Source organism: Flavisolibacter ginsengisoli DSM 18119, assembly GCF_900129295.1.
GTDB classification, from domain to species: domain Bacteria; phylum Bacteroidota; class Bacteroidia; order Chitinophagales; family Chitinophagaceae; genus Flavisolibacter; species Flavisolibacter ginsengisoli.
The window spans coordinates 48,680-65,063 of sequence record NZ_FQUU01000014.1 but is presented as its reverse complement, the minus strand read 5'-3'; the positions used below and the strand labels follow the sequence as shown (position 1 = coordinate 65,063).

8 protein-coding genes are annotated in these 16,384 nt (G+C 42.6%); all 8 read right to left on the bottom strand.

Features of this window, described 5'->3' with window-relative positions; genetic code table 11:
* Positions 1-176 precede the first annotated feature (176 nt).
* Positions 177-1,604, bottom strand: a complete 1,428-nt coding sequence (locus BUA53_RS15305; protein WP_072836269.1) for a SusD/RagB family nutrient-binding outer membrane lipoprotein — start codon at positions 1,602-1,604, stop codon at positions 177-179.
* Between the two features lie 9 nt (positions 1,605-1,613).
* On the bottom strand, positions 1,614-4,853 hold the full coding sequence (locus tag BUA53_RS15300; RefSeq protein ID WP_072836268.1) for a SusC/RagA family TonB-linked outer membrane protein: 3,240 nt from the start codon (positions 4,851-4,853) through the stop codon (positions 1,614-1,616).
* Positions 4,854-5,544: 691 nt separating this feature from the next.
* Positions 5,545-6,966 (bottom strand): SusD/RagB family nutrient-binding outer membrane lipoprotein, encoded by a 1,422-nt coding sequence (locus BUA53_RS15295; protein ID WP_072836267.1) that lies wholly within the window; start codon positions 6,964-6,966, stop codon positions 5,545-5,547.
* A gap of 10 nt (positions 6,967-6,976) precedes the next feature.
* Positions 6,977-10,177 (bottom strand): SusC/RagA family TonB-linked outer membrane protein, encoded by a 3,201-nt coding sequence (locus BUA53_RS15290; RefSeq protein ID WP_072836266.1) that lies wholly within the window; start codon positions 10,175-10,177, stop codon positions 6,977-6,979.
* Positions 10,178-10,450: 273 nt separating this feature from the next.
* The gene (locus tag BUA53_RS15285; protein WP_072836265.1) at positions 10,451-10,927 is read right to left on the bottom strand and encodes a lipid-binding protein; all 477 of its coding nucleotides are present in this window, start codon (positions 10,925-10,927) and stop codon (positions 10,451-10,453) included.
* Between the two features lie 10 nt (positions 10,928-10,937).
* Entirely contained in the window at positions 10,938-11,594 is a 657-nt protein-coding gene (locus BUA53_RS15280) for a DUF5011 domain-containing protein (protein WP_084080153.1), read from the bottom strand.
* A gap of 24 nt (positions 11,595-11,618) precedes the next feature.
* Complete coding sequence (locus BUA53_RS15275; RefSeq protein WP_084080151.1) at positions 11,619-13,112, bottom strand: SusD/RagB family nutrient-binding outer membrane lipoprotein; 1,494 nt, start codon at positions 13,110-13,112, stop codon at positions 11,619-11,621.
* Positions 13,113-13,123: 11 nt separating this feature from the next.
* Positions 13,124-16,291, bottom strand: a complete 3,168-nt coding sequence (locus BUA53_RS15270) for a SusC/RagA family TonB-linked outer membrane protein (protein ID WP_072836264.1) — start codon at positions 16,289-16,291, stop codon at positions 13,124-13,126.
* Positions 16,292-16,384: the final 93 nt, after the last annotated feature.

The window sequence follows — 16,384 nt, the reverse complement described above, 5'->3', positions numbered from 1 at the left end:
TAAGGCTGAGTATCTAAAAAGACAGCCCATCCATTAAAAATGCTGCGCCAATTTAGTGGTTTTTTAATAAAAGGTTAAATATGTTTTAAGAAAAATTTTCCTGATGAAAGGAAATTTAGATATATAAACGAAAAAGGCTGCCCTTAGGCAGCCTTTTTTAAATATGCTGGTAAGTGTTAATACTTATCCCACCACAATTTGGTTTCTACTTTGTCACCACCAATCTTGGCAGCTGCTGAAGTATAATTTGTACCATTTAATTGTTGTTCATTACCCGGATAGGTAAACCTGTTTGGAAATCCAGATTTAGCTGCAACCGGTAAAGTCAATACAGGGTAATCAAGTCTCCTCAATTCCAGCCATCCTTCAAATGGACGGTTGTACAAGGCAATCCACTCCTGAGTACCGATTTTTTGCTTCCAGTTGCCCGCAGCAGTAGAATAGGCAACTGCTGGCTGAGCCAGGTAAGCGGCAGCATCAGCTGCTGTTCCACCCCAGGCTATAATCGATGCCGTGATAGCATTATTATAATGCTGTTCAGCAGTGCCGGCTACATTATAACCACGCTCTTTCGCCTCAGCTCTCAAAAACTCTGTTTGCACATAATCCATTAATACAAGCGGAGCATCAGGAGCTGATACTTTATCACTAGGCTTGGACATATCGGCAAATGTATTCACCTTACCTACTACACCACCCTGGTAGGCACCGGCATTGTTTGTTCCGAAATACAATGATTTGCGGGGATCGTTCAGGCTTACCAATACATTCATCAGGTCTTCTGCAGCAACATAGTCAGAACGGCCACCCAATACGATATCAGTGTATAAAGGATTGGTGTTTGGACTGGCTGTCATGTATTTCACTTTAGCATCATCAGCTGAAGAACTCATGGCACCGGCATCCGAAGCTTCTACTGCAGCCTTCGCAGCAGCATCGTCAACATCAGCGATCACCATACCCATTCTCATTCTTAATGAATTGGCAAACTTCAGCCATTTTGCCACATTACCACCGTATACCAGGTCTTCAGAAGAAGAGAATCCACCATTAGCAGCGTCAAGCTTACCAATGTCTTCGCTCAGTCTTTTTAGGAGATCAGTATAGATCGTTTTGGCATCATCATATTTAGGAAACAGGTTATTGGGATCCAAAGCTTCGCTGTAAGGAACATCTCCAAATGTATTCACTAACACGTAGTATGTATATACCTCCATGATGTCAATAGTGGCCTGCTGATTGGCTTTTACAGCGGGTGCCATTAAAGCATTGGCTGCAACAATCTTATTTGATTCGTTCAGGTCAACTAATACATCACGGTACATAGAAGCCCACCATGCCTGTGGAATAGCGCGGGTTGTAAAATCAAATTGCGCTTCATCCTGGTACACAGCCATCGCCCAATGCTTCACCGTAAAACGGAATATATTGGTATTGACGCTACCGGAAGCCAATACATCTGCCAGGCTTTTCACTGCATTGGAAAACAGGGGTCCTGCAGGCACGGTTGCCGGCCTTTTTGTTTCCTCGTTGAATCGGGAAATATCCTTGGTACATGCCGATAACAGCAGTACAGGAAGTAATATATATGCTAATTTTTTCATGATGTTTTATTAGAATTTCAATTTAAGGTTAACACCCATTGATCTTGTGGTTGGGTACGCACCACTCTGGTAACCCTGGATATTTCCGGAAGATAAATTCTCTTCAGGATCGGAATAAGGCAGGTTCTTATGAATGATCCATAAATTTCTACCGATCAGGGATAGTTCTGCACCTTTAATAGCTTTCACACTATTGAATACAGATTGTGGAATAGTATAGGAGATATTTGCTTCTCTTAATTTCACATAGCTGGCATCATAAACAAACGCTGCTGCAGGATTATAAGCATATCCAAACGTTCCGAAAACATTTTCCACACGCTTGGTGTTAGGCTTACCATCTGCAGTCACACCTGGCATGATCACACCACCACCATTGGCAATGGTATTACGGGAAGGATTGCCAAGGTCATTAAGCTCAGCAGATTCTTTCAACACTCCTGTTGCACCACCATAGTACATATCAAGGGAGAATACATCACCGCCCTGGCGCATATCTATTAAGAAACCAAGTGTAAGATTCTTATAACGGAAGCTGTTAGAAATACCACCATACCAGTCAGGATTCACATTTCCAATAACATTTGATGTGGTAGATGTCATACCATATCGTCCATTAGATTTTACAACTTTTTCACCTCTACCATCCCATGCGATCAGGTTTGCTGGATTGGCAGGATCGACCATCTGCCATGTTTTACCCTGGATCGTTCCATAAGGCTGACCTAAGGTTGCGTTGATACTAACACCACCCTGGAAAGAACCTAATTGCAGGTTCTTACTGTCATTGTAAAGAGAAATAACCTTGTTCCTGTTACGTGTCCAGTTCACATTGATATTCCAGGAGAAATCCTGAGTCTTAACAGGTGTACCATATAAAGACAATTCAATACCCCTGTTTTCAATATTACCTGCGTTTACATATTTGCTGCTGTAACCAGTAGCTGTTGTAGTGGCTACGTTGAAGATCTGGTCAACAGTGTTGGCAATATAATAGGTAGCGTCCACTCCTAACCTGTTATGGAAGAAACCAAGTTCAAGACCAGCTTCTTTACTGGTTGTTTGCTCTGGCTTCAACTCGTTGTTGTTTTTAACACCCGGAAGTGAGAATAGGATAGTGCTTCCAAATGGATTCGGTTGGTCATAAACATCCTTGATACTTCCCCATGGCGCATCATTACCCACGGTAGCATAGTTCAAACGAAGTTTACCGGTAGATAACCATGGAACAGTAGAAAGATGGTGAGAGAATAACCAGCTACCTGAGATAGCGTAATAGTTATAGGCATTCTTATCAACAGGTAATGTTGAAGAACGGTCTCTTCTAAATGCACCATCCAACGTCAGGTAATCCTGGTAGCTTAATGTTAAGTTGGCAAAATAACCATCTACAGCTTTTGGCTGGTAAGCCTCAACTGGCGCAGGAACAGTACCTTTAGAATTAGCTATAGAATATAAACCTGGTACGATCAATCCACCTGAAGTAGATCCAAACATTGAACGGATCTCGTTTCTTCTCATGTTGGTTCCCAGTAAAAATTTCATATTCAGATCCTGGGTCAGGCCTTTATCAATTGTTCCCATCAGGTCATAGTTTCTTTCAGTATAGTTCCTGTCAAAACGGGAATAAAAAGGAACTGCCTGGCTACCTACAGCTATACGCTCTTCCTGCAATTCTGTATAGTTATCAACAGAAACGCGGGCTAAAAAGCTTAACCAATCAGTGGCTTTATAATCTAAGGCTACGTTACCAAATACCCTTGAACGTGTATCATTCTCGTAGTTCTGGTAAACAGTCCAATAGTAGTTATCTGTATAAATTGGCTTGATGCCTGAAGGCTTGGAAGGATCGGACCAGTTCCATGTGATATTCTGGTAGTTCCTGAAATAAGCTTCCTTTTGTTCTTTCAGGTCCACGTTAGCCTGGTACCACTGGCGGAAATTCTGGTTTACGTTACGACCACTATAACCAGTTCCATAACGTCCTCTTCCATCAACTTTGGAATAGTTAACTGAAGCAGAAGCATTCAATTGCTCTGTGATCTTATAATTAGCACCAAAGTTTACAATGTTTTTGATAACCTGGCTGTTAGGCAATACACCTTTTTCGTTATTCCTGGTATAACCTATTTTGATACCACCTTTCTCTGAAGCTCCATCCAGCATGATGCTGTTGTTATTGGTAATAGAAGTCTCATAAAAAGTAGATGGGTTGTTCTGTGCAGCTACCCAAGGTCTTTTTGTATGGTAATAAGGAGAAGCGGGGTCAAAAGCATCCCAATGGTAAACCAACAGGTTTGGATCGAACTTCACACCATAGGAAGCGTCCTCAGATGTTGGAACAACGTAATCCTTAACACCATCACCATCCACATCAAAATACAGGAAACCATCCTTTTGGTAAGGATCAGAATAACCTGCACCATACTGAGTCTGGTAGGTAGGATAAGTAGATTTATCGATCTTACCTACGATAAGACCAGAGTTAACTGTAATACCAAGTCCTCTTTTAGCTTTTTTGGTAGTGATCATCACCACACCATTTGCAGCCCTTGATCCGTACAAAGCACTCGCGGCAGCACCTTTCAGTACGTTAATAGACTCAATATCATCGGGGTTAATATCTGCAGCGGCATTACCATAGTCATAACCGCCCCTACCAGTTCTTTGATTGGCAGAGTTATTATTAGTGTTGTCAACAGGAACTCCATCCACAACGAACAAAGCCTGGTTATTTCCAGTTAAAGATTTCACACCACGGATAACCACGTTGGTGGAACCACCAATACCATTACCCTGTTGAATTTGTAAGCCCGATACTTTACCGGAAAGTGCTGCACCTACGTTGGCACCCCTGGTTTTGCTTACTTCTTCACCAGTTACCTGCTGAGCAGCATAAGGCAATGTGTTTTTAGATCTTCTCACACCCAATGCAGTTACCACCACTTCGCTCATGTTAGACTGGCTGGTAACAGTAGCTGTAATGGAAGTTTCATTCCCGATTTTCACTTCGGAAGTTTCAAATCCGGCAGCACTAAATACAAGTGTTGAGTTTGGGGCTGCTTCAATGGTAAAGTTTCCATTTTCATCAGCAGCTACCCCTGTTTTTGTTCCTTTTACCGTAACAGAAGCAAAAGGAACCGCTTTTCCTTGCGCATCTGTTACTTTCCCCGTAACAGGTCGGGTTTGTCCAAAGGCTAATGCACTAAAAAGCATTAGCACTGTAAGCAGTGTTACAATTCTTCTCATGTGTTCATTTAAGTGTTTAGTTATAAAATTGTCCAGGTAATCGTAGAGTTTGGATAAGGAGTGAGCAAGTTAAGGGATTGTGAACAAAAGAAAACAGCTTTACAGGCGGTTTTTTTTAAGGATGACTGGATCAAAGTATATTTAAATCAATTATTGTTAACTATTAGCTATGTTAATTATTCCAAATCAACCTGTTAAATAAAGCTAAATAAATAACTATGATTTTATTGCTTCCAATCAATTTCTTTACTGTCAACAGGTATTTTTAACTCTAAAACCAAACACCCGCAGGTACACATACCCAGGCTATATCCAAAGAAAGTTCCCTCATGGCTTTATGGTTATCCCAGCTCTTAAAAGGAATGCTGATAAGTTAACACCCAGAATTTTCCGTTTACAAGCCTCCAACTTCCGGCAATTATGCAACGTCTTTGTGCCGCCTATGTACCGCCTTTGTAACGGCTCTGCAACGGCTCTTTAAAGAGGCGGTAGATAGGTGGCACATAGAGAGCCTAATATTGATATAATTATGGTATATTCTAAAAGGAGTCCCCGACAGCATAAGGTGGCTAATGGTCACAGGTATAGGTAAATCACCTTTTACTCCTTTGTTGAAGGGAAAAAGAATGGCCATTAAAAAAAGAAAACCGCCTGTTACAGGCGGTTTTCGGGTATATTAAAAAGTACGGTATTAAAACTTGTCCCACCATAGTTTGGTAGCAACATCGTCTCCGCCTATAGCTTCAGCTGCAGCTTCGAAATTCACACGGTTAACATTTTGCTCATTTACCGGGTAAGGGAAACGTACAGGCATATCAGATAAAGCATCATGAGCTGGCTCCAGTTGCGGATAATCCAGTCTTCTCCACTCTATCCAGGCATCCCATCCACGATTGTATAAGGCGATCCATTTTTGAACGCCAATACTTTTTTTCCAGTTTGCCGGGTTATAAGCAACTCCTGGTTGTGCCAGGTAGGCTGCTGCTTCTGCAGCAGTGCCACCCCAGTATTCGATGGAAGCAGTTACCCCTGCATTGTAATGAGAAACGGCTGTACCCCCTACATTAAATCCTCTTTGGGCAGCTTCTGCGAGGAACAACTCCGTTTCAGCATAATCGAGCAACAAGCCAGGAAACTCTGGTTTAGTAATATTTGGGTTTACATGCGAGTTTGGCTCATAGGCTGACTGAACACCTGGTTCAGCTCCTGAGTAACCACCTGTAGGATCTGCAGTGAAGAAGTTGTCAATGCGGGGATCATTATGTGCCAACAAGCTGTCAATAAAGGTGCTTGCTGCAACAAAATCATCTCTTCCACTATTTACCAGGTCCACCCAGATAGGATTGGTATTAGGCTGAACATTCTGGTAAACCAGAGTAGCATTATCTGCATTGGAAGTAAATACACCACTGGCTACTGCTGCTTCCACTAATGTTTTTGCTTTGGCAGCATCATCATCAGCAATGGTCATTGCCATCTTTACCTTGAAAGAGTTGGCGAACTTCTTCCATTTGGTCATGTCTCCATTATAGATAAGATCCGCGCTGCCAAATCCACCAGCACCCGTTTTAATGTTGCCAATAGCTGCATCCAGCCTAGTCAGCAGGTCGTTATAAATGGTCTTGGCATCATCATACTTTGGGAAAGGCTTTTCAATATCCAGCGCTTCGCTGTATGGTATGTTGCCATAAGTGGTAACCAAGTAATACCATGTATATACCTCCATTACTTCTGTAACCGCCAGCCTGTTCTTTTGAACATCAGCATCCTTTACATCGCCTGGGATGAGGGCTTTGGCTTCTCTCAGGTCCCGGATCACATCACGGTACAGCGCATTCCAGGTATTATCATTGATCTCTCTTGTTGCCAGGTCATACTGGCTTTCTTCAGGGTATTGTGTTTCCTGCCAATGCTGAACGATCAACCTGAAAATATTAAGGTTGACGTTGGAAGAGGTCAGGGTATTGCTTAAGGAACGTTGCGCATTGGTGAAAAATGCCGATGAAGGCAAGATAGCGGGATTCTTCGGGTCTACGTTCAGGCTCGAAAGATCCTTGGTACAAGCCATCGTGATGAACATGATAGCTGTTAAGGAATATATGATTTTTTTCATGGTCATTTAGTTAGAATCTGAATTTAGCGTTAAAGGTGAATGTCCTGGTAGTTGGGTAAGCTCCGCTCTGGTAGCCTTGTAAATTACCTGAACTGATAGTTTCTTCAGGATCTGCATAAGGAATGTGCTTGTCTATGATCCAAAGGTTTCTTCCGATCAGGGAAAGGTCTATTCCTTTAAAAGGATTCAGCTTAGAAACCAGTGATTTAGGCAGGGAATAGCTAATGATAGCTTCTCTCAGCTTAATATAACTGGCATCATACACAAATCCGGCTGTAGGTTGACGATAACCCAGGGTACCTTCAGAATTTGACCTGCGCTTGGCATTTGGCTTTCCATCTGCATCCACACCTGGAAGGATGATACCACCACCTTCAGCAATAGTATTGCGGGAAGGATTGCCAAGATCATTTAATGCAACTGTTTCAGGATACAATCCTGTACCCATACCATAATACATATCCAGTGAGAAAATGTCTCCACCTTGTTTGGTATCTACCAGGAAGCTAAGAGACAGATTTTTATAACGGAAGCTGTTGTTGATACCTCCTACCCAGTCAGGATTGGCATTGCCAATCACTTCGTTGGAAGTTGGTGAAAGAACATAACGGCCACTTGTCTGGCTTACTACTTTCTCTCCATTCTTATACACGTAGTTAGAGCCGCGGATAGTTCCATATGGCTGACCCAGAGAAGCATTTAATGTAACACCTGCCTGGAAATCCGCCAGAACGAGGTTTTCAGCACCTTCAAACAGTTCTAATACCTTATTCCTGTTCTTTGACCAGTTTACATTAATGTTCCAGGAGAAGTCGCTTGTTTTAACGGGAGTACCATTTACAGAAACTTCAATACCCTTGTTCTCTATAGAACCAGCATTCAGAAATTTAGAGTTGTATCCTGTAGCAGTTGATAAGATCACAGGCGTGATCAGGTCATCTGTTTTAGAGCGGTAGTAACTCATGTCAAAACCAATACGGTTTTTCAGGAATGCCATTTCAACGCCTGCCTCAAAGCTTCCGGTTAACTCCGGCATAAGGTTAGGGTTGTTTTTAGTACCAGCCACTGAACCCTGTGGATTACCACCGAAAGGAGCAATACCTACATAAGAATCATACACACTGTATACAGGCGCATCATTACCTACGCGGGCATAGTTAGCTCTTAACTTACCATAGCTTAACCAGGTAGCTGAAGGCAGTAATTTAGAAAAAGTAAAACCTGCAGATACTGAAGGATAATAATAAGTGTTGTTATCCTTAGGCAAGGTAGAAGACTGGTCCCTGCGGATGGTTCCGTCCAAAGTGATCATTTCTCTCCAGGTGAAGGTGGCACCGGCATAAAGGCTGTGCACTTCTCTTCTGCCATCAAATTCAACAGGCGCATTTGGCGTGTTCAAAGAATTGGAAAGCGCATATACCCTTGGAACGATGAGTCCACCATTGGTTACTGCACGTATGCTTTCATTATGCCTTTTGTTCAGGGTACCTCCTAAAAGGGCCTTGAAATTGATATCTGTGGTGATATTCTTATCCATATTGGCGATCAGGTCGAAATTGGTTTCGCTGAACGCATTATTGAAGCGCGAATAAGAAGATGTAGTAACACTACCTACCGCTTGCCTTTCTTCCTGTAATTCATTATATCCATCGTGGGAAGCTCTTCCCATGATGTTCAACCATTCAACTGGTTTGAAGTTGAGGTTAGCTACCCCGAAATAACGGTTACGGGAATCAGATTCGTAGTTCTCATACCTGGAGAAATACGGATTGTCCCAGAAGTTGGCTATCAACCTGTTGGCACTTTTCCAGTTCCAGGTTGTATTGTCCCTGTTCCTGAAATAGGCATCTTTTTGTTCCTGTACATCGACATTCACTTCCCACCATTGGCGGAAGTTGGTCATCAGGTTCTTGTCATCATAACCAGTACCATAGCGCCCAAGGCCATTGATATTGGTGAAATTGATCGTAGCCCCTGCAGTCAGCTTTGGTGTAATATTATAAGTTCCACCAAAATTCAACAGGTTCTTGCTGATCTTACTATTAGGTAAAATACCCTTGTCATCATTACGGGTATAACCCAACTTAAAAGAGCCTCTGTCAGAACCACCATCAATAAAGACGCTCTGGTTGGAAGAGACCGGGGTTTGAAAAAATGTAGTAGGATCATTTGCCGCAGCTACCCATGGCCTGGCTTTGCCAAAATAAGGAGAGGTCGGGTCAAAAGCATCCCACTGGTACACCATCAGGTTTGGATCGAATTTAGCACCGTATGAAGCATCTTCATGAAAGGGAGCCACCAGGTCAACCACACCATCTCCATTAACATCCGCTTCATTGAACCACTTATCTTCATCCGGACCATAAAACTTGCCATAGCCGGCACCATATTGTTTTTGGTAAGTAGCAAAAGTTGATTTGTCCACCTTACCTACCGTTACACCAGAGTTAACAGTGATGCCCAAACCGCGGGCATTTTTCTTGGTAGTGATCAAAATAACTCCATTGGAACCTTGTGAACCATAAAGGGCACTGGCAGCAGCACCTTTCAATACGGTTACAGATTCAATATCATCAGGGTTGATATCTGCTGCAGCATTACCATAATCATAACCACCCCTACCCGTTCTTTGGTTAGCAGTATTGGTGTTGCTGTTGCTGTAAGGCACTCCATCAACAACGAACAGGGCCTGGTTGTTACCTGTAATAGATTTTGTCCCGCGGATGATCACGTTGGTAGATCCTCCCATGGTATTGGTCTGCCTGATATCCAGGCCGGCCACTTTACCAGAAAGGTTCTGTACAAAGTTGGCATTACGTGTCTTGCTAACCTCTTCACCTGTTACCTGTTGTGCGGCATAAGGTGTTTGGTTGCGTGTTCTGCGGATACCCAGGGCTGTTACCACCACCTCGTTGAGGCTGGATTGAGCACTTAAGCTGGCTGAAACAGTAGATTGGTTCTTAATGTTCACCTCCGCAGCCTGGTAACCAGCGGCACTGAATACCAGTGTGGAGTTAGGAGCGGCTTCGATGGTGAAGTTTCCGTTTTCGTCTGCAGCCACCCCAACGGAAGTGCCTTTAACGGTTACGGATGCGAAAGGAACCGCTTTTCCCTGTGCGTCAGTGACGCGACCGGAAACGGCTCTTGTTTGCCCAAATGCCAATGCACAGAATAGCATCAGCACTGTAAGCAGTGATAGCGTTTTCTTCATGTGAAATTTTAGATTTAAATGGTTAAGCACAAAAACAGTCATACGATCTAATGATCAGCTGATTTACAGGTACGCAGACAGCTTATCAATAGAAAGTGCTGCGCAAGTTAGGCGGTTTTGACATATAAATGTTTAAACATTGTCATTTATTCCAATTTTACTGCTGATATAAAGCTCAATCAATGAACTACTTATACAAAAGGCGAAAGCTGCCCCCGGGGCAGCTTTCGCCTTTCAACCATTTAATTGACCGTTTATTGGCAGAATTAACCTTTAGTATTCATCTTCAATAAACCGGGTACGGGCAGTACCGTTCATATCGTAGATCGTTCCAGGAACAGGATCATCGGAGAATTGTATCTTCATGTGAATACTGTCTACTATATTACCTGATTTGGAATGACCCGCATTCAGTAAAATTTTCCCTTCAGTAACTGTAACTGTCATGGGATATATTTCATTTGGAGAATCTGTAGTTGAAAAGGTCAAATCATTGAAATTAGCTTTTGCTTTAAATTTTACATCCCATATATTATGTGCATCATCTATCCAGATGGAGTCGTTATTTGCTGAGGTGTTATAGGTAAGAATTTTCAAGTGAGGAGTTAATGGAGTACCCCCCTGGTCTAAAGTTACCCACCATTCATTAGCTAATTTTTGTGCTGCTGTGCCACCAATAGTAGGCAAATCCTTTTTGCAGGATGCAAGGAGGGAAACAACTATTATAGACAAAAAAGTAATTTTTTTCATTGTCAGGAGTTTATTGTTTTACAAAAGTTCTTAATGCAGTTCCATAACCGGGATTGACAATTTTCCATGAATATTTCGCCGGAGATCCCGGTGTATAGGTTTCATTGGAAGAACTGGTTATGCTTCCATCACTTGATACCTGTTCGGGAATAAAAATGGTATATCCAGTAGGGTTAAAAACAATAACAGTGAGGTTTGTGCCAGGAGCGCCGCCTGGGTTAAATACAGAATAAACCCCAGGTGCCAGTTTTGTCCATTCAGCTACTGAGCCATTTGTAGTACGTGCATAATTTCCTGAAAGATCATGAGATCCAGCCGTGTCATCAGTTTCATAGACGACAACCGTACGGGTGGTTGAGGCTGAGAATCCATCTTTATTTACCGCCGAGTAAGTAAGCGTATAGACACCAGGCGTATTAGTATCAACCTGTCCGGAAACGGTTGGGGTCAGGTCATTAGTACCTTCCTTAGCCGTGGCACCAGGGTCTGTAAAGGTTGCACCTTTCTCCAAAACCATTACTTTATCACCCTGCAATGTGAGCACAGGGAAGTTGGTGATCTTTGACCTGCCTACCGTCCCTTCAGGATAATTAAAATCCGGTTCCTTATTACATGCGATTGTAAAGCATAAGGCTACAAAGGCAATGAAATATTTATTAATTCTCATGTTGAATCATTATTAGGTTAAGAGTTATAATGCCCACCAAACCGGTGTTGTTATAGGTACCAATGCAGGTGCATTCGGATTTGCCTGTGTTTCCAGCAATGGGAACACCAATCGCTTAGGTAGTTGTCCTGGCCCCAGTACAGAATTTTTAGAGGTAACAAATTCGCCGGGAACATAGGCAGGGTTAACCGTATTGTTATCCAGTTCAGAATATACAGCACTTGTTTTTGGATACCCTGTCCTGTTCTTTTCAAAGAAACCTTCCAGGTAGTGTACCCCGTAGGCACAGGCCACCCATTTTTGCGTGCTGATAGCCATGATCTTTTCTTCTAAAGAACCAGAAGGATATTCATAGGCACCCCCCGGGGCAATAAAAGCTGATCCATCATTGCCTGTTTCGGCAAAAGCAGCCAATACTCCCTGGTCGTATAAAGCCTTGGCACCATCTCCACCAAAATAACGTTCCCGGGATTCTGCCTGCATGAAATAAGATTCAGCAGCAGACATAAATACTACAGGATCATCCGGCCGCTGCACCAAAACAGTTGCAGTCTTATAGCTTGAATTGGTGCCTGTGTAATCTCCCTGGTGGATAGCTGTAGGGGCAGGGGTTCCAAAGAAATACTTGGCTCGTGGATCATTATTAGCAATTAAAAAGGAAGTGAACGTATAGCTGGCCCGAAGGTTATCTGGTGTATTCAGTGAGCGTATATTTTGCTCATACATAGGGTTGTCTTTATCCTTTACATTGGTAAACCCCGTCAGGGCTGCATCTGTGTTTAAAAATTTGGCACCGTCAGCATATAATTTTTCAATGCCAGCCTGTGCTTCCTGGGGTTTTGCATTGATCATGCGCAGAAACAATTTCATTTTCATGCTATTGGCAAATCTTGTCCAATTATCCAGGTTGCCTTTAAATACCAGGTCTGCACTTTTATCTGCTGGGGTTAGAATTCCAGGATTCAATGGTTTAGCTAATGCTGTATCCAGTAATTTTAAAAGATCCTGGTATATTGAATAGCCATCATCAAATTTGGGGGTGAGATTGGCAGTACCCTGTAAGGCTTCAGTATAAGGTATCTGGTCATACAGATCAACCAACACCTGTGTTGTATAAGCCTTCATGGTGGCTGCCATAAGGTAAAAGTTCCAGTTCTGTGTTTCTTTTGACTTATCCAAAACAAACTGGTAATTCTTTAGACCATTGGCAAACATATTCCTGTAACCCCTGTTATAATCCGCTGTACCTAACTGGTAGGCATCTATTGTTTTATATTGATTGGAAAACGCAGACTGGGTAACATACTGTCCCCAGATGGCTCCAATTATTCCAAATTCACCTCCTACGCCTGCAGCAGTGCCAAAGACAGCTGCTGGAAATACAACTGAAGGTGTTCCGTTTGCAACAGCCGGCACATTGGGATTCTGGTTGATATCCAGTTGTTTTTTACAACTGGTAGTGAACAGAAGTGCCAGGATCCCAGCGATGAATAATACTTTATATGATCTTGTCTTCATGATTAGTTGTTTTAAAATGATGCTCTTAATGCCACTCCAAACTGGTACGATGTAGGCGCAGTTCTGAACTCACCCAATTCGCTGGCCAGGTCATTTCCTAAATTGGAGGCTTCAGGATCAAGGTAAAAGTTGGACTGTGGTGTCCACAGCAGGAAGTTGCGGCCATACACACTAACTGATAAAGTAGTGGCCCGGATGCGTGATGCCCAGGATGATGGCAGGGTGTAACCCAGGGAGATATCCCTGAGCTTGAAAAAGGACTTTTCAATGATCCTGTCATAATAAGAACCTGCTTTATTTTGTGTTGGATACCAATAGTCGGTATAAGCACCTTCATCTATTACGATGGTATTCTCTTCATAAGTAGGTTTACCATTAGCATCTGTACCTGTTTGCACCACTGAGTTGGGAATAATAAATGGTCTGCGGTCATTGTATGTTGTGTTGTAGGCATTACCGGTAAAGTTGAGCAGGTCGGCTGTACCGCTATACATATGCCCGCCTTTCCTGTAATCCAATGAAAACGATAATTGCAAACCTTTATAGCTGAAAGTGTTCAGCATTCCCATCATGTAATCATATTCTGCATTTCCGTAGAACCCTTTATCTGCTGCTTCGATTGGCATACCTGTGGTTGAACTGACAATGATCTTACCATCTGAAGTATACTGAGGAACAGGTGCATAAATACCAGTCAGTGATTTACCAGGGTATCCTATAAGTGATGCATCGTAAGCAGTATTCAGGATCACATTATCCAACCCTGTAGTCAGGCTTTTCAACTTGTTCCAGTTCTTGGAGAAAGTGTAAGTCAATGACCAGGTAAAATCCTTCATATCCAAAGGCTTTGCATCCAGGGCCAATTCAATACCGCGGTTTTGCACAAGGCCAAGGTTATTGACGAGCCCTGTATAACCTGTTGAAGGAGCAATTGGAACTGTGATGATCTGTCCTTTGGTCTTTTTATCATACAAGGCAACGTCAAGGCCTAAACGATTTCTGAAAAAGCGGACCTCTGCACCCACTTCTGCCTCAGTTGTAATTACAGGTTGCAGACTCAGGTTACCTATAGTATTGCTGATACCAAAAGAAGTGACACCACCAAATGGGAAGGTGAGGTTTCCAAAACCTAAACCAACATTACCAATGGCAAGGGTGGGATATACCAAATAAGGATCTGCATCTGATCCGGTCTTACCATAACTACCCCTGAGCTTTAACAGGGAAATGGTAGAATTATTCAGGCCTAAAGTCTGTGAAACCACCCATGATAAACTGGCACCAGGGTAAAAGATGCTATTGTTATCAATGGGCAATGTGGATGACCAGTCATTGCGTGCATTCAGTGTTAAGAAGACCTGGTTGGAATAACCCAATATGGCCTGCGCATAACCCCCTACTCTTTTCCTGTGTTGAGCAAAGTCGGTAGCTGTAGGAGGATTTAAAGAGTTACTTAAATTGTAAACACCAGGAATAAATAGGTCAGTAATAGAAGCTGCAGAGGACTTTTGATCCTGCTGGTAGTAGTTAGCTCCCGCAAGTGCTTCAAGGCTTATATCATCTGTGATACCTGTGTTATATTTTACAATAAAGTCTCCGTTGATGGCCCCAACATATTGTGCCAGTTCAGAAACAGAACCCACATCCGCTGCTCTTGAGGCGCCTTCTGTGTTACCACCTTTGTTCCAGCTGCCAATGGAAGGTGCATTTACGGCTTTGTAACCAAATGTCCTGGCATTTGTAATATCACCACCTAAACGTAATTGCGCAGAGAGTTTACTGGTGAAGGCGTAATTCATATCCACATCACCAAAGAACCTGTCGGAGTTTTGCTGGTTCTTGTTTTCATACAAAGGATAATAAGGGTTCTCGGCATAAGGGGTGAAGTAATTATCGACGTTGAAGAACTTATTCTTGTAGTCCCTGAAATCTGTAATAGGAATGTCTACAGGGATCTGAAGGATCTCTTCAAAAATGGATCCTCCATCACTTCCACCCTGGCCGGTAAATGGAGCGTTTTGCTTTTTATTGCTGTAATTAAATGAGCTGTTGAGTGCAAAATCTTTGAACTTACTATTGGTGCGCAAGGCAAAGGTATTGCGCTGGTAGTAATCTGTTTTGGTAGGAATGACGCCATCACTGACTACATTACCATAAGAAAAATAGAATTGTGAAGTTTCATTTCCACCGGATAGTCCAATAGTATTATTTGTTTCAACACCTGTATTATAGAAATCTCGGATGTTGTTATCAATAAAACTAAAAGGCTTGATCAGTTGGGAGTTGTCAACAATAGAGCCCCATGCTCTTGTCTTTCCATCCATTTTAGGCCCCCAGCTTCCATTTTCAGGAAGCACAAAGATGCCACCCCATCCCTGTCCAAAAATACTTTGCATTTCAGGCAATTTGCCCACCTTGCTAAAGTTCACAGATCCATTGTACTCTACTTTCAGCTTTCCGCTCCGGCCTCTTTTTGTAGTGATCATGATTGCCCCGTTCTTGGCATTTGACCCGTACAATGAAGAGGCTGCTGTACCTTTCAATACTGATATACTCTCTATATCAGCTGGATTGATATCATTTAACCCGTTACCGAAATCCACATTATCACTTGAGCCAAATCTTGAATCATTGAGTGGTATCCCATCAACAACATACAATGGTTGGTTGTTGCCTATGACACCATATCCTCTTAGCACCACCTTGGTAGAGGAACCTGGCCCCCCGGTTTTTGAAATATTAGCGCCGGCTATTTTCCCTGATAAGGCATCCAGCGCATTGGCAGGAGCAGCTCTTGTGATAGCCTCACTATTAAATGTGGATGTAGCATAACCCACTTTTGTTTTGCTCCTGGTTTGTCCAAGGGCTGTAACTACCACTTCCGTTAAAGCACTTTGTGCATTTAATGTTGAGTTTACCGTTGTCCTGTCTCCTATATTCACTTCATTTCCCTGGAAACCGGCGGCACTAATAACGAGTACACTATTAGGAGGAGCCTGGATAGTGAAATTCCCATTCTCATCAGCAGATACCCCTGTAGAAGATCCTTTGATAACTACGGAAGCATAAGGCACTGCCTTTCCCTGGGCATCCGTTACACGCCCGGTGACAGTACGATTCTGACTCCATGCTATAATAAATAGCATGAGTGCAAAGCACATCATTAGAACTTTTCTCATGAATAAACTATTAAATGGTTAATATTTTGTACCCTAACAGCAAAGCATAAGTGTAAAAGAAAGGTTAAGGCCTGAACTAGAATAGACAATAAG